This window comes from Burkholderia sp. 3C (genome assembly GCF_054589155.1).
Window position 1 is genome coordinate 84872 of the sequence record NZ_BAAILN010000155.1, and the last position, 23047, is coordinate 107918.

General features: G+C 68.4%; 5 protein-coding genes and 1 pseudogene. 2 read left to right on the forward strand and 4 right to left on the reverse strand.

Translation table 11 applies throughout. The features are described from left to right. Nucleotides 1–12: 12 nt before the first annotated feature. The 4 genes from ACYP33_RS33045 to ACYP33_RS33060 form a co-directional block, all read right to left on the reverse strand. On the reverse strand, nt 13–15294 hold the full coding sequence (locus ACYP33_RS33045; RefSeq protein WP_459625351.1) for a two-partner secretion domain-containing protein: 15282 nt from the start codon (nt 15292–15294) through the stop codon (nt 13–15). Between the two features lie 157 nt (nt 15295–15451). Then, nucleotides 15452–16390, reverse strand: a complete 939-nt coding sequence (locus tag ACYP33_RS33050; RefSeq protein ID WP_459625480.1) for a peptidylprolyl isomerase — start codon at nt 16388–16390, stop codon at nt 15452–15454. Nucleotides 16391–16404: 14 nt separating this feature from the next. Beyond that, nucleotides 16405–18186, reverse strand: a complete 1782-nt coding sequence (locus ACYP33_RS33055; protein ID WP_459625352.1) for a ShlB/FhaC/HecB family hemolysin secretion/activation protein — start codon at nt 18184–18186, stop codon at nt 16405–16407. Continuing rightward, the gene (locus ACYP33_RS33060; RefSeq protein WP_459625353.1) at nt 18183–20342 is read right to left on the reverse strand and encodes a two-partner secretion domain-containing protein; all 2160 of its coding nucleotides are present in this window, start codon (nt 20340–20342) and stop codon (nt 18183–18185) included. Before ACYP33_RS33060 ends, ACYP33_RS33055 begins: the two co-directional genes overlap by 4 nt. 390 nt (nt 20343–20732) lie before the next feature. Between ACYP33_RS33060 and ACYP33_RS33065 the strand changes: the two genes are divergently transcribed. Both ACYP33_RS33065 and ACYP33_RS33070 read left to right on the forward strand, forming a co-directional pair. Then, the gene (locus ACYP33_RS33065) at nt 20733–22226 is read left to right on the forward strand and encodes a TIGR04222 domain-containing membrane protein (RefSeq protein WP_459625354.1); all 1494 of its coding nucleotides are present in this window, start codon (nt 20733–20735) and stop codon (nt 22224–22226) included. A gap of 28 nt (nt 22227–22254) precedes the next feature. Continuing rightward, nucleotides 22255–23007, forward strand: a pseudogene (locus ACYP33_RS33070) (transposase). Nucleotides 23008–23047: the final 40 nt, after the last annotated feature.

Below are 23047 nucleotides of genomic sequence, written 5' to 3' on the forward strand. Positions count from 1 at the left end.
ATCCGATTTTTCTCATTGGCTCTTAAACTGGATTGAATTCGGGCTGATGATGCCATTCGACTTCAGCACGATTCCCTGTCGGATCGCTGCTTCCTGCTGCAGAGTCACTGTTTGCCCGCGCACATCGATCACAACCTGCTGCTGCATGCCGTCCGGCAGATTGTCAGCGCGCTGAATCGCCTGCTGGGCGACGTTGCTGACCAGCCCGCTTGAGTTCGTCGCAATATTGTAGTTCTTCACCTCGAAGCTCGCCGTCCCATCGGCCGCCACGAAGTCCGGGCGCACGCTGCCTAGCGTGCCATAGGGCACCTGCTGACCATTCAGATAACTGACTTGAGGGTTATAACCGGGCCCTAGATCCGTGCCGACATCATTTTCCGATCCACGCGGCGTTGGACGCGTTACCGTCGTGCTGCTGGAATCGCTGCTGCCGCCCCCACTCGACAGAGTTGCGTTGTCCGGTGCGTTGTTCGGGGATCCCGGCGAGACCAGGGGCGGAGTCACCACGCATCCCGCGCCCGGCGCACAAGCCACTGTCGGCGGCGTTACGGGAGCCGCACCGGTATTCGGGGGATTACCATTGCTCCCACCCGACAGCTGGTTATTCGGATCGGACGGAGGCGTCTTCCCGTTGTTAGAGGTCACCAAGCCTAGGAACTGGTTGCCCCAGTTCTGGAGCGAACCTGACGGGTCACCGTAGGTATTCTGCGCCCAACTCACGATCGCATCGATGAGTCCACCTTGCCCCGGATGCTGGCCTGAGTTGTTCAACGCCTCGTTCTGCGCCGCCGGCACCGCACCGTTCACGTCCACACTGGCGAGCTCCGCAAGACCACCGCCCACGAGCGTCGCAAACGCGCCAAGCACCGCCTGTTGGCCGGTTGTCAGCGGCGCGCCACTTGGATCCATCGCATTGATCAAATCAGGCGAAAATGCCGCGCTGGCAGCACCGCCCAGAGCCCCCCCGGCACACCCGGTTCCAAGCGCGGCCGAACTCGCACACCCCAAAGCCGCATGCGCCAACCAATACCCCGGCGAGCCCATCTCAATAGGCGATCCGCTAACACTCGCAGCATCCCCGATCGCATTCGCGCCCGCCGCAGACGCCTCACTCACCAGCGCCCCCTTCAGCGCATCGAGAAAACTGCCGCCCTGGATTGCCGTCCCCACCCCGGCATTGATCACGCCACCGGCCAGCATCGCGCCGCCACGCACCGCCAGATCGGCCGCGCTCGTCGCGCCCGCCTGGCTGGTGCCCGTGCCCACCACCGGATGCACGCCGGACAGATTCGCCAGGCTCTGCGCGGCCGCACCTTGCTCGATCGGCTGCGTCGTGAAACCCAAACCGGTTTGGCTGCTGTACGTGATGCCGTTCATCAGCCCCGCGGTGATCGATGCGATTGCCCCCGCTTCGAACGCGCTGCCCACGTCGAGCCTGCCGGTGCCGACCAACTGCCCGGCACTGCTCGACACCACGCCGGCAATGGCGGCCGACAACATCGCATTGCCCAGGCCCGCCCCCGTCGTGCCCACCGCCGCAGCGAACGTCGAGCCGGCCGCCGCAAAGGAACCGATCGCCGCAGTCGCCGCGCCGTAGGTCAGGATCGACGCCACCACCATGACGACCATCATGCCGATCTGGTCCATCCCGAACGACCCGCCTTCCTTCACGAAGTCCTGATGCAGGTTGTCGCTCACCGACGTCTGCGTGAAGTTGCCCCCCAACTGAGCCTGCAATTGCGCCAGCAATGCCTGCGTCCCGGCCTGATTGACCGTGCCGTCCGGGTTGAGCTGTTGCAGCGCGCCACCGATCTGGTTCAGCGCCTGCACGTTCAGGTCCATGTTGGCCGCGCTCATGAAGCCGCCAGGCTGGACTGTCGTGCCGGTCGTATCGAGGTAGCCGCCGTCGACCTTCTGCCAGATCTGCCCGACGTTGACCTGATTGGCCTGATTGGTCAGCGTCTGCGTATCGACGCTCAACGTCCCGGTTGCCGAGATGTTGCCGGTGTTCAGCACGCTGCCCTGGCCGTCCTTGTTGAACGACAGCGTGACGTCATCGCCAGTGATATTGCCGCCGGCCGACATCGCGCCCACGTCCTTCGGCAGATAGACCTGCGGCATCAGCGCCGTGATCGTCGGGCACACGCCCGTGCCGGTCGCCTGGCAACTCGGGTCGGGCACGGTCTGCTCGACGTACCAGAGCATCGGTTGCGAAAGCTGATCGACCTGCGTCGGCGTCAGCGCCTGGCCGAGTTGCAGGTTGTTCTGCTTCGCGTAGTCGATGGCGTTCTGATACAGGTACGCCTTCTCTTGCTCGACCACCGACGCGCCGCTCTGGCTGTCGGTGCTGAGGCCGTCGATGAAGCTGGCCTTGCCGGTCTGCTGAAGCGCGGCCTGCTGCAACAGCAGGTCCTCCTCCTGCGGGTTGTAATAGAACACCGCCGAGCTGGGTTGCAGGCTCGCCGGCAAATTGCCGAGCAGGTTCTGCGCGCCAAGGCCGCCGATCCCGGAGCCGCCGAGCGAACCGTCGACGTACACCGCCGTGCCGGCCACCGGCGTGGGCATGACGCCCGTGCCGACGGTGCGCGGAATCGACAGGTTCAGCCCCGGCAGCGTGGTCGGACTCAGCGTGATCACGCGTTGCGGCGCGTTGACCGACGGCGTGTAGGTGTTCGGCTGCGTGATGCCGTTGATGAGCTTCTGGCCGCTCAACGACACCGCCGTGCCGATCACATTGCCGACGTTCTGGATCTGCCCGCCGGACGTAATGGACAGATTCGGCGCCTGGATCGTCGCGGCGAGGTTGCCGACCGGCGTGGGCGGATCGATCTGGCCGCCGGTGCCGGTATAGGCGCTGCCGTACAGCGACGTGCATTCCTCGACCGAGCCGCAGGCCCAGATATCGTGGCGCTTGTCCTTGCTGAACATGCCCGTTTCCTGCACCCAGTGCGAGTGCCAGTAGGCATTGAGCGTCTGCGCCTCGTTGACGACCGGCCCGGAGACGGCGATCGTCGCGTCGTTGCCGGCCGCGATCAGGCTGCCGATGTTGGTCAGCGAGCCGGCATTGATGTCGAGCTTGTTGCCGGCGCTGATCACCGAAGCGCTGCCGGATTGCTGATCGACGTAGGCCTCGCAGTAGCTCTCCTTGTACCCCCCCGCGGTCATGCAGCCCGCGTACTGCGCCTGGCTGCCGTAGTTCTCGTGAACCGGCACCGGTGGCGGCAGCGTGTTGGTGATCGCCCCCGACACATTCAGCGTGATGTTGTTGCCCGCGACGATATTGCCCGACGTGTTGGTCAGATTCTGCGCGGGCGTGGTCGAGGTGGCGGTCGTGCCCACGCCGCCCAGCACGATGTCATGCCCGGCAAGCAGGTTGCCGTAGGTGTTGTCGATGTTGCCGGCGGCGACCACCAGGTCGTGGCCGGCGTAGATCGTCGCGTCGCTCTGGTTGTAGCTGAAGCTCGTGCTGTCGGGGTTGTTGCCGCGCGGCTGGCCGGCATTGCCGCATGCCGAATTCGGCACGCCGGAGGCGCACCCGACCTGCGACGCGAAGTTCTGCTGATTGCCGCCCTGGTTCGAGAAGCTTTGCGCCCCGATCAGCACGTTGTTGCCGGCGTAGAGCAGCCCGGCATTGACGAGATTGCCGCCCAACAGCGTCAGGTTGCTGCCGGCGGCGATCATGCCGGTTGCCGTCAGCGCCGAGGTGGTGCCGTAGGCGATCGGCGCGGCGCTCGACGTGTTGATGGTGAATGTCTGCGTGAGACTGGAATCGGTCGGGCAATCCGTCGCGTTGAAGCAGAACTGGGTCTGCCCGCCGACCGGCTGCGTGGTCGCGACGATCATGCCCAGCGATTTGAGCTGATTGAGAAATGCCGCGTACTGGCCAGGATCGACCGCCTCGACGGTCTGATTCGTCAAGGTAGGCGCCACCGCACCATTGCTGAGGCTCTGAACGTTCAACTGAACGCTGCCTTGGGCGGCGATCTGGCCACCGCGGTTCGACAGGCTGTTGGCCGTCAGCGCAATCGAATTGCCGGCCGAGATCACGCCCGACACGCCGGGCTGCTGCGTCGTGGTGGTGACGCTCACCGTCGGCAGCGTGAACGTCACGGACGGCCTGCCCGCCGGCACGGCGCCGTTTGCAACCAGCCAGAACTGCTCGCTTCCGTACAACTGGTTCGTGCCGGTCTGATAGAACGTCACGGTGCCCGATCCGGCAACCGGCTGCGACGGCGTAATCCCGCAGCCGGAGCCGCACAAGTAGTAGCCAGGCAAGTTGGGGCTTGCCGTCGTCACGCCGGTCGGCGCGAGAATATCGCCGAGCGTGGCCGCATGCTGCGACGAATGGATATACGTGAAGTTGTGGTCGCCGCCGGCCCAATACCACCAGTTCACCGTCGACGTACCTGCCGCCCCCGACCACAGGAGATTCGGATCCACCGTCGTGTACGACGTCGTGACCGCCGCGCCCGGCGCGGTCTGGTCGTTGATCACGGTGCCCGCGTTGATCGTCAGGTTGTTGCCGACGAAGATCGAGCTGCCGGTGTTCTGCAGCACGCCCCCGCCCAGGTTGAAGGTGGCGTCGCCGCTCGCTTGCGTCAGGCCGCCCTGATTGTCATAGGTGCTGCCCGTCACGTTGAGCGAGCCGCCCGACTCCACGGTGCCGCGGTTATACGTGTCGCCATTGAGCGTCAACGCGGTATCCGCGTGGACGATGGCGCCCTGGTTGTTCGACAGGATGCCGTTCAGCGTGACGTTCGAGCCGGTAACCTGCCCGTAGTTCTGGAACACGCCGGTCGACATCGTCAGTGCGGCCGTGCCCGTCATCAGGCCGGTGTTGGTGATGCCGTCGATCCCGTCGAGCATGACGCTCTGGCCGCCGTAGTTCCAGGTGCCGCCAACGTTGATCGAGCCTGCCGTGATCGACAGATTGCCGCCCTGGCTGATCGTCCCCTGGGTGGGATCGAACGCCATGTTCTCGGCGTCGATGCCGAGATTGCGCTGCGCGAGCAACTGGCCGCCCGCATTGTTGATCGAGCCGTTGCCGCCGCGAATCGTCAACGACAAATCACCCGTCTGGCTGGTCGGAGCGCTTGCGTTGCCGGCGAACACCACGCCATTGCCATTGTCGAGCTGGTTGGTCGAGACGACGAGCGCATCCACGCCCATCAATGCCCCGCCGTTGTTGCCGAGCCAGTTGCCGACCTCGACCTTCGTCGTGCCGCCGTTGACGAGCCCCGCGTTCGAGAAGTTGGTCGCGGTGATCGTGGTCGTGCCGGTCGAGGCGAGCGAGGCCCCCGACTGATTGGTCAGTTGCGGCGCGGTGACAGTCAGCGCGCCGCCCGACAATACGTTGGCGGCATTGGTGATGCCGGTGTCGCCGCTCAACGTGGCCGAGCCGAGCACGCCGACGGTGCCGCCCGCGAGCGTAAGCTGGCCGCCGGCATGGGCATCGAGATTGCCGCCGGCCAACACGTTGCCGAACGTTATCGTCTGCCCGCTCAGACGTACGTCATGCGTGGCGACGAGTTGCGCGCCGCCGGCATCGACGCCTCGCTGCGCGTCGATGCCGAGGTTGCCGGACGTGCCGACCGTACCCGACAGGCTGACATCGCCTCCCGACAGCGAGAGATCGCCGACGGTCTGGCTGGTACCGCTCAACGCGACCCGATTGCCGGCCTGCACGGTGGCGCCGGCGTTCGACGTCAAGCCATCGAGCGTCGCGTTGCCGTTATGCGCCTGGATATCGATCGCGCCGGATGACGATACGCCGCCGGTCACGGTCACGTTGCCGTTTGCCTCGACCTGCGTGGCGCCACCGGAAACCAGCCCGCCACTCACGCCGACGCTGCCCCCCTGCGACTTGACCGACACGTCGCCGACGGCCGTGGTCGCGGCGAGCGACACGTCGCCGGCCGCGGTGGCCGTCAGCTTCCCGGCGCCCTGGATCTCGCCGAGCGTCAACCCGGCGCCGGACGTCACGCCGATGTCCTTGGCGAACGTCAGCGCGCCGCCGTCGATGGCGCCGCCCGCCTGGAGGGTGGCCGAGCCGAGGCCGAACAGCCCGCCGCCGAGCGTCATGGTGCTGCCCGACGTCAACGCCGTATTGCCGTTGACGAGCGTGCCCTGCGAGAACGCCAGCGTGGTGCCGGCCGTGGCCGTCAGATCGCCGCCCGAAACGAGCGCGCGATCGGCCGTCAGGCTGCCGCTCGTCGCGGTCAACGCAAGATTGCCGTTCGCCCCCGCCGTGTCGTGCAGGGCGAGATTGCGCACGGCATCGATGCTCAACGCGGCGCCGCTCGATATCGCGCCCGTCACGATCGCATCGCGCGCCGCCTCGAGGTGCGTGGCGCCGCCCGAGGTCAGCGTACCGCCCACCTCGACATCGCCGTTGCCGGACGTGCCCTGTGCGCGCAGCGCGATCGTGCCGCCCGCCTGCACGGTGCCCACCACGAGATCGCCGCCGGCCGTGGCCGACACGTCGCCGTTCGACGCCAGCGGGCCGCCCACGTTCATGCCGCTGGCCGCGCTCAGGCTGGCCGACTGGCCAAATGCCACCGCGGCGGTGGTCAACACGCCGCCACTCGTCAGCGAACCGGCGTTCTGCGCCGCGATATCGCCGGCCAGCGTCAGGTCGCTCCCTGCATTCAGCGTGGCGTTGCCGCCCGCCGTGGTGTTGTGCGCCACGTTCAGCGTGCCGGCCGACGACGCGTTCAGGTCATGTTGCGTGGTCAGGCTGCCGGCTTGCAGCGCGCCGCCCGTGGCCTCGAGCGTGAGGTTGCCGGCCGCGTTGATGTCGGCCACCGTGAGGTTGCGTGCGGCGGTTATCGCCGCGGCATCGCCTGCATTGACGGTTCCGACCACGGCGACGTCGCGCGCGGCCTGCGCCGTCAGCGCACCAAGCGCCGTCACCGGCCCGTTCAGCGTCAGATCGCCGCCGCCCGCCGTGCCGTTGGCCGTGACCGCCAGCGTACCCGTCACCGCCTGCACCGCGCCGAGCGTCACATTGTTGCCGCCCGTGACGGCGACGCTGCCGCCCTGCAACGGCCCGGCCAACGTCACGTCGTGGCCGGCGTCGAGCGTCGCGCCCTGCGCGAATGCCGTGGTGCCCGCACCGTGGATGTCGCGCGCGGCACCGAGCATGCCGCCTTGCTGTCCGGCGAGCGTGCCGCCGAGCACCAGGTCCTGCCCGGCCGACACGTTGATCGCATGAGCCGCCGTTACCGTGCCGCCCAGCGTGGTATCGAGGCCCGAACTCAGGCCGAGCGCGCCGCCCGCGCTCACGTTGCCGGTCACGGCGATGCCGCCGCCGGCCGCCGCCAGCGTCATGTCGCCGCCCGACTCCGTGCTGCCGCCGATCACGACGTCGCGCTGCGCGTTCAATGCTTGCGTGGTGCCGTTGACGAGCGTGCCGCTCACCAGCACGTCGCGTGCGGCACCAACCGACACCGCCCCGGCCGCGCCCACGTTGCCGAGGATCGCGGCGTCGCCGCCACCCGCCTTGCCTTGCGCGGAAAGCGTCACCGTGGTGCTCGACACAACGTCGTGCAACGTCGCGTCGTTGCCCGCCTGCACATTCAGCGAACCGGCCTGTGCGCTGCCCGTCAGCGCAACGTCGTGCTGCGCGGTGACATCGAGCGCGCCGCCGATGAACGACTGCGTGCCCGAGCCCGTCAGGTCACGGCCCGCACTCAACGTGCCATTGGCGCCACCGATCAGCAAACCATTGCCGAGCAGCGCATCGCGGCCCGCGTTCAGCGTCGCGTCGCCGAGCGCACTGGTGGTCGCACCGAGCGAGAGATCGCGCCCGGTCGTGATCGTCAGGGCCGCACCGCTGTTGATGCCGCCGCTGGCGGCGAGGTCGCCTTGCTGCGCGGCAATCGACATCGCGCCGGCCGACTGCACCGCGCCCGCGATCGAAACATCGGTGCCGGCGCCAAGATCGACGCCGGCGCCGCCTTGCACCTGGCCCGTCACGGACAGATCGTGCTGCGCGCTCGCCGTGAGCGTGCCGCCCGCCGCCGCGGTGCCCGCAACCACGAGATCGCCGGAGCCGTTGGTACCGTTCGCCTTCAGCGTCATCGCGCCGTTGGCCTGCACGTTATTGACGCTGGCCTGCCCGGCCGCCGTCACGTCAACCGTATCGCCCTGGATCAGGCCACCCTGCGCCACGTTGCGACCCGCATTCAGCGACGCAGCCTGTGCGAACGACAGCGTGCCCGCTCCGGTGATGTCGTTGCCGGCCGCGATCGTGCCGCGCCCGTCGCCGCCCACGCTGCCCGACACCGCCACGTCGCCTGCCGCGGTGAGCCTGGCATCGCCGGCCGAAGCGGCGTTGCCCGACACCGACAGATCGGCACCGGCGCTCGCATCGAGTCCCCCCTGGCCGGTCAGCGTGCCGGTCACGGCGAGATCGCGCCCGGATGACAGCGTGGTGGCGCCCCCCACCGTGGTCGTGCCGCCGAGGCCGATATCGGTACCGGCCTGCAACGTCAGCGCCGAATTGCCGCCGATCGTGCCGGCCGACGCGATGCCGCCGCCGAGTGCGTCGAGCCGGATGTCGCCCTGCGCCTGCAGCGTGCCCGTATTCGACAGATCCCGCCCGGCCTGCAAAGCGAGCGTGCCATTACTGGCAAGCGTGCCTGTAGCCTGCAAGTCCTGGGTGGCGCTGGCATGGATCGACGTTGCAGCCGTCACGTCGTGCAACGTCGCGTTGCCGCCCGCGTTGGCCGTCACGCTCGCGGCCTGCACCGAACCGCCGAGTTGCAAGTCGCCACCCGAGCCGAACGAACCCGCGTCGCCGAACGAGAAGCCAGCGTTGCCGCCGAGCGTACCGGCCGCCGTCAGCGTGCCGGCATGCTGCGCGATGACGGTGCCGTTGGCGCCGAGATTCCGGCCTGCCGTCACCAGCAGGTCGCCGAGCGTGGTGGTGCGGCCCGCGCCGAGATCGACGTCGTGCGCCGCGTCGATCGACAGATCGCCGCCTGCCTGCAAGGTGCCGGTGCTCGCGAACCCGCCGGCGGCATTGGCGATGGTCAGGTTTCCAGCGGATACCAGCGCGCCGCCGACCGAGGTGTCGGCGCCGCCCGTGACGGCCAGCGGGCCGGCCGCCTGCAGCGTGCCGTTCACGGCAATGGCGCCGCCCGCCGCAAGCGTGGCGTCGGCAGCACTGGCCACGCTGCCGGTGACAGTCGCGTTCGCATCGCTACGCAGGTCGAGCGAACCGCCCGTACCGAGCGTGCCGCCGATCGAGAGATCCTGCCCCGCGTGCAGCGCACTCTTGCCGCCGGCCTGGAGGCTGCCGCCCAGCGTCAACCCGCCGGCAGCCGTGAGGCTGGCGTCGCCGCCCGTTTCCAGCGTACCGGCCAGCGCCAGGTCGCGGCCGGCCTGCAGCGTGGCATTGGCGGCGCCCTTGACGGTGCCATCGATGCGAGTCGCGCCCTGGCTCGCGAGGCTCAACGCGCTCGCCCCCTCCAGCATCCCGGTGATCGACAGATCCGTGCCGGCCTGCAAGCTCGCGGCACCGATTGCGGTGGCCGTGCCGCCCAGCGTCAAGGCCCCGCCCTTGGCATTCGCGTCGAGCGTCGAGCTCGCCTGAACATTGTTCAACGTGACGTTGCCGGTGGCGGTCAACGCCACCGCATTGCCTTGCAATGCGCCGCTGACGGCAAGGTCGCGCCCCGCCTGCGCACCGACGTCGCCGCCGAAGCCATTCGCACCGCCCAGCGTCAGGTCGCGCCCGGCGTCGAGCGCGGCACCGCCGTTACCGACCAGCGTGCCGCCCGTCGCGAGGTCGCGCCCCGCCGCGATCGTCGTATCGCCCTTGATGCCGGTGGTGCCGGTCAGCGTCACGTCCTGCGCCGCATGCGCCGTCAGGCCGGCATCGCTCGACAGCGTGCCGCGCGAGTCGATGCTCCCGCCGGCCGCCATCAACGTCATGTCGCCGGTCGATTGCAGTTGCCCACCCGCACCAACCGAAATGTCGCGCGCGGCACTCACGCCCAGCCGCTCGCCGCTGCCGAGGATGCCGTTGACGAGCACGTCGCGACCGGCCTGGATCTGCGTCGGCGCATGCGTGCTGTCGGTGCCGTCACCGCCGCCGGCCAGCACGCCGTTGACGACCACATCGCGCGCGGCCGTCACGGTGGTATCGCCCACCACGGCCGCCGTGCCATTGAACGTCGCGTCGCCGCCGCCCATCCGGCCGTTCGCTTCGAGCCGGAACGCACCGGCCGCCTGCACATCGGCCAGACTCGCGCTGTTGCCGGCCGTGATGTGCAGGTCGTTGGCGAGCACGGTCAGCGCGCCGCTGGCCGCCACGTCACGCGCGGCGCTCAAGCTCATGCCGCTGGCGGCGCCGGTCGGCCCGGCCAGCACGATATCGCTGCCCGCCGAAATCGCGAGTGCGCCGTTGGTGGAGATCGGGCCGGTCGAGTTCACCTGGCCGGCCACTGCGGTGAGCGAGGTGTCGCCGGCCGCCTGCACATCGCCGTGCTGGGCGAGATCGCCGCCGGCCTGCAGGGCGACCGTCGCGCCGCCGTGCACGCTGCCGGTCGTCGTGAGGTCTTGCGCCGCACTCAGCGACATCGTCGAGGCGGCCAGCACGTCGTTCAGCGACGCGGAACCGGCCGATTGCACCTGCACCGTGTCGCCGCGCAGCGAGCCGGTCAATGCAAGCTTGCCGCCCGATGCGAGCATCGCCTGCTGGCCGAACGCGATCGCGGCCGCACCGCCCAACGTGCCACCCGACGTCAGGCTGCCGTTACCTTCGGCGATCAGCGTGCCGTCGGCCTTCAGGTTGCCGCCCGCCTGCACCGTCATGTCTTGCCGCGCGGTGGTCACCTGCGTGCCGAGATCGATGTCGTGCGCGGCGTCAGCTTGCAGATTGCCGTCGGTGCCGATGGTGCCGGTGCTGGTCAGCGAACCGGACGCGTTGTGCAGTGCGAGGTCGCCGGTTGCCGTCAGCGTGCCGCCGATGCGCGTGTCCGCGCCGCTCGTCAGCGTCAGCGAACCGGCACTTTGCACCGTGCCGGCCACTGCGGTGTTGCCTGCCGAGGCGAGCGTCGTCGCAGCCAGGCCGCTGATCGTGCCGGGCACCGTCAGTGCGCCACCGCTCTGTGCATCGAGCCGGCCTGCGCTTTGCAGCGTACCGTTCACGGCGAGATCGCCGCTCGCTTGCACGCTGGCGTCGGCCAGCGACGTGACCGTGCCGCCCACCGTCAGCGCACCGCCATTCGCGGCCACCGTCAGCGACGCGTTCGACTGCACATCGTTGAGCGACATCGTGCCGCCACTCGTCAGCGTCACCACCTTGCCCTGCGCCGCCCCCGCCACCGACAGGTTGCCCCCCGTCGCAACGCTCAGATCCTTCAGATAACCGGTGCTGCCGCCCAACACCGCGTCGCGCCCCGCGTTCAACAGCGCCCCGCCTTGCCCTGCCAGCGTGCCGCCGATCGTCAGATCGCGACCGGCACTCAGTTGCGTGTCGCCGATCGCGCGGGTTGCGCCGGTCAGCGCCACGTCCTGGCCCGCCGCGACCGACAGCTTGGCCGCGCCGGTCAGCGTGCCCTGCGAATTCACATCGCCCGCGTGCGCGGCGAGCGTCAGATCGCCCGTGGATTGCACGACGCCCGCGCCACCCACGTTGATGTCGCGCTGGGCGTCGACGCCGAGCGTCGTGCCGCTGGCCAACGTGCCCGCTACATTCGCATCACGCTGTGCATCGAGCGCGAGCGCCGCGCCAGTCGCCACCGTGCCCGTCACGCCGATATCGCGTGACGCCGCGAGCGTGCCCGAGCCGGCGACTTGCGTGTTGCCGTCGAACGTCAGATCGCCACCGCCCGCCGTGCCATGCGCCTGCGCATCGAGCGCGCCGCCCACCTGGGCGTCGCCGATCCGTGCGCTGTCTCCCGCCTGCACGCTCAAATCGCGTTGCGTCCGCAGGCTGCCGGTCGAATCGATCCGGCCACCCGCGTTCAGTGCCAGGCTGTCGGACGACGCCACCGTGCCGCGCACATCGAGATCGGCGCCGGCATGCAGCGTGGTGGTCGCATTGCCGGTCAGCGAGCCGGTAGTGGTCAGGTTCCGCGCCGCATCGAGCGACATCGTCGAGGCCGAAAGCACGTCGTGCAGCGACGCCGAGCCGGCCGCCTGCACCTGTACCGTGTTGCCGCGCAGCGAGCCGGTCAGCGCCGTGTCGCCGCCCGAATTCAACGTCGCCGCCTGACCGAACTGCATCGTGGCCGCGCCGCCGAGTGTGCCGCCCGACCGCAATGCGGCGTTGCCGCCCGCGCTCAGCGTGCCGTCGGCCTTCAGATTGCCGCCCGCCTGCACGTTCAGGTCGTGCTGCGCCGTGGTGGCGCCCATGCCGAGGTCGACGTCGTGGGCCGCATCGATTTGCAGGTTGCCACCCGCGCCGATGGCGCCGGTGCTGGTCAGCGAACCGGACGCGTTGTGCAACGCGAGATCGCCCGTCGCCGTCAGCGTGCCGCCGACCGCCGTGTCGCTACCGCTCGTCAGCGCAAGCGTGCCATCGCCTTGCACCAGCCCCGCGATCGTCGCCGCGCGTCCCGCGTCGAGCGTGGCCGACGACAGCGCATTGACGGTGCCCGCCACCGACAGGTCACGCCCGCTCTTCGCGGCCAACGCCTCGGACGCCTGCAGGACGCCGCCGACCGAGAGATCGCGCGCCGCCTCGATGGAGCCGGCGGATTGCGTGTTGACGCTGCCGGCCACCGAGAAATCGGCACCGCTGCCGGCATCGAGCCGGCCTGTGCTTTGCAGCGTGCCGTTCACGGCGAGATCGCCGCTCGCTTGCACGCTGGCGTCGGCCAGCGACGTGACCGTGCCGCCCACCGTCAGCGCACCGCCATTCGCGGCCACCGCCAGCGACGCGTTCGACTGCACATCGTTGAGCGACATCGTGCCGCCACTCGTCAGCGTCACCACCTTGCCCTGCGCCGCCCCCGTCACCGACAGGTTGCCGCCCGTCGCAACACTCAGATCCTTCAGATAACCGGTGCTGCCGCCCAGCACCGCGTCGCGCCCCGCGTTCAACAGCGCCCCGCCTTGCCCTGCCAGCGTGCCGCCCATCGTCAGATCGCGCCCCGCATCCACCAGGGTGTCGCCAACCGCGCCCGTGGCCCCCGTCAGCACGGCGTCCCGGCCCGCTGCGACCGTCAGCGTGGTTGCGCCGGTCAGCGCACCCTGCGAATTCACGTCGCCGGTGTGGGCCGTGAGCGTCAGCGCGTTCGCCGCCTGCACGGTGCCCGTCGCCCCGACATCGACGTCGCGCTGCGCGTCGAGCGCCAGCGTCGAACCACCTGTGAGCGTGCCGGTGACGTTGACGTCGCGCGACGCCGCGAGCGTCGCCACACCGGCCGCCTGCGTATCGCCGTCGACCGTCAGATCGCCACCGCCAGCCGTGCCCTGAGCGCGTGCGTCGAGTACGCCGCCGACCCGCGCATCGCCGATCCGCGCGCTGTTGCCCGCCTGCAGGCGCAAATCCTGGTTGGTTTGCAAGGCGCCCGTCGATTCGACGTCGTGTCCCGCCACGATCGACAGCGTATCGCCGGCGATCAGCTTGCCGCCGATCGACGCATCACCGCTCGCCGCCTGCAGCGTGGCGGTGCCCGAGGTCTGCACCGTGCCGGTCACCTCGATACCGCGCTGCGCGTTGGCCTGCACGGTGCTGGCGCCGATCTGGCCGGCGACCCGGATGTCCCGGCCCGCCTGCAACGTCACCCCGTTCGTGCTCAGCACCGTGCCGTCGATGGCCACATCGCCGTCGGCATGGCTTGCTTGTGCGCTGACGGTCGTGCCGCCCTGTACGTCGCCAAGCGTCACCCCTGCGTTGCCGGACACCGTGATGTCGCCATTCGCCTGGGCGTTGGCCAGCGAAACCTTGCCACCGGCATCGATGTCGAGCTTGCCGCCCGACTGGACCGTGCCTTGCGAGGTGACGTCGCCATTGGCTTGCACCGCGTAATCGGTCACGCCGAGATGCGCGCCGGTCATCGTCACATTGCCGTTGGCGTGGATCGTCACCTGCTGCTGCGCAGCGCTGCCCGCCACCGAGAGATCCCCGTTCGACGACAAGGTCAGATCGCCGGCATTGGCCGCCAGTTGCGCGTCGGCACGCACGCCCATCCCGGCCGCGGTGCTGATCACCTGGATCTGGCCCGCCGTCATCGCGCCGAATGCCGTCGCGTCGATCGCACGGCTGTCGGCCGCGCCGATCGCGGCCGCGGTATTGTCGGCCCCGTTCGAGGATGTCGCGTAGGCCGTGCCCTGCGCGCTCACCGTGGCCGGCAGCACGAACTGGCGCCCGGCGATCGCGTTGATTCGCGTGCCGGCGTACAGCGGCGCGTTGACGCCGATCGTCTCGCCGATCAGGTCGATGGTGCCGACCGTCCCCTCGATGCCCGAACCGGGGCCATTCACACCCGCATTGCCCTCGATCTGGATATGGCCGCTCGTGACGCTGTAGCCGATCGCCTGCGCATCGTCGAAGCTCGAACGCGTTCCGTTCAGGTCGCTCAGGAATTGCGGCGCGCCGGTCGAGAGCGTCACGCCGATGGTGTTGGTGAAACCGGTGCCGCGTGTGGTGATGCCGTTCGGATTCGCGATCACGACGGCAGCCGGCGCGCCGAACACTTCGAGCGGCCCGTTCAGCAAGCTCGCGAACGCGCTGCCCGTCGAGGTCACCTGGTTGACGATCACGCTGGCCGCGCGCCCCGACAGGTTCGGATTGGCGCGCACGTCGCCGCCCGTCAGCGAGGTGCCCGACATCAGGCTGTTGTTGAGGATCAGCCCGACCGGATCGATGTTGAACGATTGGTACTGGTTCAACGAAATACCGGCCGCATTGGGTGCGGTGATGTTGACCACCGGCACGCCGCCGCCCAGGCCCGTGCTCTGGGTGACGGTCGGTTGAAAGCGGATCGGCGCGGTCGGATCGGTGATCGGCGCGGCCTCGGCCGACGTGATCGCGAGCCGGATCCGCAGGGCAGCCAGTTCGGCCAGCATGCGCGGTGTGAACCCGTCGCGCACGGCGCCCGCCGCGAGCACGCCGGCCGCCTCGCGGCTTTGCTCGACGGTCACGCTCAACGGCCCGAGGAAGGTCGTGATCGCCACGATCGCCGCCATCACACGCTGCCAGCCGCGATAGCGGCGAACCGGCAAGGCCGTGCCGAACCCGCGAGGGCGAGCCAGCGGATGGAACGCGCCGGCATGGCGCAAGGCCATGCGCTGCGCGAGATCGAGCAAGGCGAATCGGGTCGAGGCGGTCTTCATGCTGTTGTTCTATTCGTATGGGCTTCGCGTTCGATGCGACGCCGGCGGCCCGCCGGCATCGGTCGGGCGGCGGCCCGTTCCCCTGAGCCGCCGCGCTGCCGGGCCTGGAGCGCCGCCGTGCCGTTTCGGCATGGCGGCCTCGGGCGGCCCGCGTCCCTTATCGCTGGATATGCGCCTGCTTGAGCAGGTCGACGACCACCGCGATGGTCGCCTTCTGCACCGCGGCCTGTTCGAGCTCGCGGCGCAACACGTCCTTCGCGTCGGCATATGACGGGATCTGCGTCGGACGCTTCTCGTCGACGCGCAGGATCCAGAATCGGCCGCCCGCTTCCACCGGCTCGCGCGTCACCCCGCCCTGCGGCAGCTTCAGCAGCGCCTCGGCCAACGGTTGCGGCCAGTTCTGCTCGCCGGCCGGCGGCACCGGCAGGCGAAACGACACCCAGTTCAGCGCGCCGCCCTGCGCCGCGTTCGGGCCATCTGCCGCCTGTCGCGCGAGTTGAGCGAAATCGGCGCCCTGCTTCAGTTGCCTGAGCGCTGCATCGGCACTCGCACGATCCTTCAGCACGATCGCGCGTGGCTTCAGCTCGACGTCGCCGAGCGTCGCGACCACTTCGTCGTATTTCGCCTTGACGTCGGCGTCGCTGACGGGCGCAGGCCGAACCTGATCGTGCAGCCAGGCGCTCGCCATGGCCGTGGTGCGCGCCTGTTCGACGGCGGCCACCACCTGCGGGCGCGTGTCGTAATGGGCTCGCTCGGCCGCCTGGCGGAGCAACTCGCGGGCGATCAACTGGTTCTTCAGCACGTCGCGGGACGCCGGTGTATCGGGGAGAACGGCGGCCACGCGCGCCCGATCGAATTGTTCCTGCGTGATCGCCACCCCGTTGACGCTTGCCATCACGCCGTCGGGCAACGGTACGGCGCCATTGCTTGCGGCCGTGACCGCGCTTGCCGGCAACGGCGCTGCGACGGCGGCTCGCGCTGCCTGCGGCGCGCCGAACTGTGCCGCGAAGGCCAGCGCCAAAACCGCGACGGCGGCCCCATGGCGGCCCCGATAGCCTGCGCGCGCCGAGGCGCGTCGTTCGATCCCGATCTTCATATGCGTGTCTCTCATCATTCCGTCCAGTTCAGCGTGGCGAGCAGCACCGTCGCCTTGCGTCCGAGCAAGGCGGGTTGCAGCAGCGACTGGCCGAGCAGCAGCTCGCCCGTCACGCTCTGTTTTCTGAAATTCCATGCGGCGCGTGCACCGATACCGGCCCCGGCCAGCGTGGGCCAACCGCCCTGCGCCACCAGATGCGCCTTGCCTGCATCGACGAACAGGTAAGGTTCGACGCGCGCGCCGTGCCAGGCCGGCACGTTCTGCCAGGCGGCCTCGTTGCGCAGATACACGCCGCTGTCACCGCTGATGCCGCCTTCCATGAAACCGCGCACCGAATCCATGCCGCCCAGGAACAGCTGCTGATTGCCGAACAGCGCGACGCGGCTGTACTGGCCGCGCAGCGTGCCGCGATAACCCCAGCGCGTGCCGCCGAGCGCACCGAGCGCGAACTGCACGGTGGCGGTCGCGTCGAGCTTGGTGAACTGGCTGTGGGCATCGGCCACGCCGCCGTCCGGCGCATCGTGCGACGCGCCCAGCCACGGCAGGCCCTGGGAAATGCCGACGTCCCAGGTGGCGGCCGCCTCCTGATCTCGCGCCACGAAGCGCACCAGGCCATTGAGCGCAATGCGCAACACGCTCAGGTCCTGCTCGTCGAGATCGATGCCGTTCACGCTGCGCTCGGTGCGGGTCTTCGCAAACGTCACGTCGACGCTGGTGCGCCCGCCGCGCGAGCGGCTCAGCACATCGTTCCAACCGAAGATCTGGCTGAACGACCGGCCCGTGAGCAACGCGACGTTGCCGATCGTCTGCTGGTATTCGGACAGCGAGGTCGTGTAGCTGAACGTCTGGTAGCCGTACGGCACGGCGGCCGACAACACCAGTGCATTGCTGTCGGTGGTACCGACGAAATTGACCGCCAACGACTCCTGCAAACCGAGCAGGTTGTCGGCCTCGACGCCGCCTCGATATCGCATCGTGCCGGTCTGCCTGCTGCCGTAGTTGTCGATGCCCAGCGTGTAATACAGCCGGTCTGCCGACCGGTTGGTCAGGGCCACGATCGAATCGCCGGGCGTCGCGCCGGGCATGATCTGCAGTTCGGCCTGATTGCGGCGCAGGCGGTTGATCTGCTCGACGCCCTGCTCGAGATCGGGCAGCCGCAGCACGTCGCCGGGCCGCGCCGCAAACGCGGCGGCCGTACCGGCGTCGGTCAGCAGCCCGCCAGCGTCGTTGCGCCACCACGGCTGTGCCGGATCGCGAGGTCGCAACGGCTTGCCGTTCAACGTGAATGCCGCCACCTTGCCGGCCACGACCTTGATCGTCAGCGTGCCGGCGGCGAGGTTCTGCGCACCGAGATAGGCGCGCGTCGTGATGTAGCCGTGCGCGACAAAGGCCTCGGTCACGCGGCGCAGCAGCAGGTTGATGCGGTTGCGGCCAAGCTCGTGATCGAGAAACGGCTTGGCGATGCGTGCCAGTTGCGGCTCGTCGAGCACCGTGTCGCCATTGAATTCGATATGTCGAATCATGAAGGTGGGCGCGACATCGGGCAGCGTGTTCACATCGGCGCCAGCCGGCAGATCGGGCATCTGCGGTGCCGACGTGGCGATTTGCGCGGGCGGCTGGCGCACTTCGTCGCGCCGTTGCCGGTCGCGCTGCTCCTGCAGCAAGCGTTGCGCGGGGTCCTGCTCCACCCGTGCCGTCGGCAAGCCACCGGGCACCAGGCCCGCCACTTGCGCGAACGCGCATGGCGCAAGCAGGCCGAGCCAGCCGGCCATCCAAACCGCTGCGCGCAATCTCATAGACCGAACCAGGAGACCAGGCCGAGATGATTGCCCGCGCCGATCGTGACGGGATCGCGGCGCGGCGTACGCAGCGTCAACACGCCGCCGGCCGCGGCGATGCCGCCGGGCGCATTGAATGCGCCGCCGTCGATCTGCGCCTCGCCGGTCAGCACGACCTGCCCCGAACCACCGCTGAAAATGCCGCCCGTATCGGTTGCGTAGATCGCGGCCCAGCGATTGCCGAACCAGGTTTTCAGATCGTGTTCACGATTGATCGTGCTGTAGCCGAGCACGGCCTGCGCCAGCGTCACGGGCGCATCCAGCCGCAGATTGCCGAGCGCGAGCACGGTGCCGCCGGTATTGGTGATGCTTGAACCGGCCTTCAGCGTGATATCGGTGCCGGCCTCGATCACGCCGCCGAACGCCTGCACCGAACTCGACGCACTCGAACGGCAGAAGATGAAGCAACTGCGCTGAAGCTGCGCCTGGCCCGTGAAGACGGCCTCCGTCGACAGGCTGCCGCGCGCGGCGATATCGATCGCGCCACCGTTCGACAGGATCGAACCGCCGGTATTGACGACATTGGCGGCCCGGATCGTCACGTTGCCGGCATCGGCCGTGATGTAGGCCAGCTTGGCCGGATCGACGATTTCGCCGTAATCGACGGTGAAGCCGGTCGTGCGATGCGTGAAGAACAGAAACCGGCCGCCCTCGTCCGAATAACCGACTGGTGCGCCACCCGCCACACCCGCGGTGTGATCGACCACGTTCTGCAAGTCGCCACCGGCCGTGATCGTCACGTTCTGGTTCGACAATATCCGCGCGTCGCGGTTGGTCACGCCGGCACCGGCTGTCAGCGATACGTCGCCGGCCACCCCGAACAGGATGCCGAGCCGCGTGTCGGGCAGCGATTGGTTGACGATCGCGCCGGCGGCCGTCAGCGTGACGGCGCCGCGCGAATCGGCATCGCCCTCGATGGCCTGCTGCCCCTGTATCAACGTACCGGTGCTCGTGATATCGCCGCTGCTGGCCAGCACCACGCCGCTCGTCGCCGACGCCAGGGTCGAACCGGGCGTCGCCGCGCTCGGCCCGAACAGCAGGCCCGCGCCGGACAGCGTGATGCTGCCGTTGGCCAACACATTACTGCCGAGCGCGGTCAACGGGCCGCTCGCGGTCAGCGCCACATGCCCCGAATCCGCTTTCAGTTGGGCATCGCTCATCGAGAACGCATCGCGCACGTCGATGTCCGCATTGCCGGCCGCCTCGATTCTCGCGCCGTCGAACTCCACGCTGCCGTTCGAAGACAACGTGAAGTCACCCAGCGACGCGTTGAGCGGGCCGGCGCTGCGCACCCCCGGCCCGCGATCGTTGACGATCAATTGCACGCGTCCGCTGGTCAGACTGCCGGCCGCCGTGATGTCGATCGCGAACGACTTCCCGGTGGCCGTGGCAGCGGGTGTAAAACTTGTCAGCCATTCGTTGGCGTTATCGGTCGGCGAAATGCCCGTGTTGAGCTGCACCCGGCTGTTGCCGGCCAGCACGCGCACGCCGGCGGTGCTGGACGTGAAGGTGTTGTCGACCGGCCCGGCGATCAGCAGGTTCTTGGCAATCAGGTCGAGCGAAATCAGCGCGCTGGTCAGGCCGTTCGGGCCGACCACGATGGTGCCGCTGTCGGTGTCGAGCACCACGTCGCGGCGAATCACACCGGGCGCCAAGGTGATGTCGTCGAATGAAACGCGGCCGGTCGAGAGCACGACGTGGCCGGTGTTGGTGAACGAACCGCCGTTCACGGTGATGCCGTTCGGATTGGCGAGAATCACGTTCGCGCGCGTGCCGCCGAGCACGTCGATATTGCCTTCGATCAGGCTGCGATCCGTGCCCGTCACCTGATTGACGATGGTGCGCGCGTTGATGCCGACGTTGTTGAGCGATGCCCCGGCTGTCGAGACATTGAACGAGGTGTAGGTGTTCTGCGAAACGCCCGCGACCGCCGGCGCCAGATTGACGATCTGGCGGCCGCCCGCGCCGATGGCAACGCCTGTCTGCGTCGCACCGTCGGGCACGATGCCGCCCGCTGCCGCCGCGAGCGGCACCAGCATCGATGCAATGGTTGCTGCATGGCGCAACACGCGCAGGCCCCGGCCCTCGTGTGCGCTCGACTCTCGATTCGTCATTTTCTTTGGCTGCGTCCGCTTCTTGGCGAGCGTGCGCGCGTGGTAGTTGGTCCATCGCCGCGGTCTCTCGTCCGCGATCTCTCAGCATTATCGGCAGGTGAATAGGTGGCTTTAGGGCGTTGGTGAAATATTTTTTAATACTTACAAAAAGCCTTCGCTGCGTTGTATCCGGCATTTGTCACGTTGAGGTCATCGTGTCGTGGTTTCAATAGAAACCGATATCTCGGCCATGCGAGAATCCCTCCACCTCAAACCGATGCAGCGACCGCGGCGGCCGTCCGCGCGTCGTGCCCCCTGTTCATGCGTACACCGAAGGATTCCGGCGGGCCGCTTCGCACGGCGCCACCGCTCGCGGCGACAGCCGCGCCAGCCCCCTCACACGAAGCCGCCATGCACCGCGCCCGCGTCGACGCCTACACCCCCGACGCCCCCAACGCACCGCGCCCCTACAGCCTGCGTCTCGCCGAAGCCGAAGGCTGGAGCCGGGAACACGCGCTGGCGGTCCTGCGCGAATACAAACGCTTCGCCTATCTCGCGGTAGCGGCCGGCCATCCGGTCACGCCGTCGAAGGCGATCGACGCGGCCTGGCACCTGCATCTGCAATACACCCACGACTACTGGAACGTGTTCTGCGCCGACGTGCTCGGCGCGCCGCTCCACCATTTCCCCGGCGACGGCCGGCCCGGCGAGGACGCGCTTTACGACGGCCATTACCGTCAAACGCTCGCCAGCTACCAGCGCCTGTTCGGCGAAACGCCACCGGCCGCGATCTGGCCGAGCGCGCCAGCGCCCGATGAAACACACGCCGAATACACCGCCCCCGCACGCCTTCGGCCACGCTGGCTCACTCCACATCGCGCCGCACGGTTCGCAATCGGCATCGGCGCCACGGCGGCCGGCTCGGCTGCCTGCGCCGAAGGCCTCAACGTCCTGAACTATTCCGGCGCATCGTTCCTGCCGCTGTACTTCCTGATCTGCGCGCTCGCACTGGCCGCCATGGCGGGCCTGCAGTTCCTGACGTGGTATTTCCGACCGTTCGGCGCGAACGCCCGCGACGGCGTTCACGAACTGACGGCGGCCGAAACGGCCTACGCGACGGGCGGCGAAGCGCGGATGGCGCACGTGCTGATGCTGTCGATGCTCGATTCCGAAGCGATCCGGCTCGACCGAGGCGACAAGCGCAAAGGCTCGACAGTCACCGCGCTGAAACCGCCGGAGACGCTGGAAGAGCACTTCGCCTGGGGCTGGCTCGCCAGCCAGCCGGGCGGCACGGCGTCCTACACGAGCTTCCATGCGAGGCTGATCGACAACGCGCGCGCGGCCCGCGACAAGCTCGGCTCGGGCGGCTGGCTCTGGGCCAAGCACGAAATGCGCACCGCCCGGCTGATCGCGCGCGGGCTGGCACTGGCGGTGATCGGGCTCGGCGCGGCCAAGATCGTGATCGGCCTCACGCGCGACCGGCCGGTCAGCTATCTCGTGTTCAGCGTGATCGGCTTCTATATCTGTTATTGCGTGCTGCGCGAGCACTTGACCGGCTTCGGCCGCGGCGGCGCGACGCGCGGCGCCACCGAGGCGCTCGAACGGCAGCGCGCCAGCCACGAAGGGGCGCGCGAGCAGCCCGAGGCGGCTCACGGTTCGACGCTGCTGTGGTCGGCGGCGCTGTTCGGCGCCGGCGTGCTGGCCGGCTCGGCCTGGGACGCGCAGGCCGCCATGGTGCAAGCGGAGCAGCAGCGCGTCGCCATGATGCGCGGCACCAGCGGCGGGGGCGGCGGTTCTTCCGATTCGAGCGGCGGCAGTAGCTGCTCAAGCAGCAGCAGTTGTTCGAGCAGCAGCAGTTGCGGATCGAGCGGTTGCGGCGGTTGTTCGTCGTCGTCGAGCAGCTAAGAGTCGCTAATACCACCCGGACACGAGGCTGCGGGCGTCATATCTCGGTAACGAATTATGGGTCACGCCGGAACCGCTGATTCCGACGTTCACGCCATCGCCCAAGGGCTGACGGCGACACACAGATCAATGATCGAGTAGCACTGGACGACATCTGGTACGTACTGCAGAGCGGTATTTCTTGGGAAGACCTTCCGCGGAAGGTAGGCTTCGGCCGTGGCATGACGTGTTAGCGATGTCTGCGAAACCGGCGAGCCGCCTGCGTATGCCAGCGACCGCATCCTGTGATGTTGCGTCGACTGCGTAAGCACGACCAGATGATTAGCAGCACGCGAGCCTCGCTGGAGTCAGTGCCTCCAGACCCGGAGGGCTAGGAGGCCGCCCCAACCCGACCGACTGAGGAAAACTCGGATCGAAACGACAGATCGTCGTAAATGCATGCCCCATTTGTCTGGCTGTCGCGATAACGGGAGCCAATCGGCACGATTCGATGGCATTCAAGTCCACGCTTGATTCGATCCCGGCAATACCGCGCTTGAGCGGGCAACTGCGTAAGCGGCCGGGCAAACTGCATGCGGACGAGGGTCACGACTTAGCTCGTTGTCGGCGTTATCTGAAACAGCGCGGCATCCAGGCCCATATAGCACGTCGCGGCATCGAAAGTAGCGAGCGCACGCATGCCTGGTTTGCCGGATTCGCTTCGAGCGCCGGCATCGATATCGATGCTGCCTTTCTCGCCCTGACTTCGCAGATGACTTGGACTTGCATTAGCGGTCCTTAACTGATGCAGCCCATTAGTTATGTTTGCAATGATCCGACGC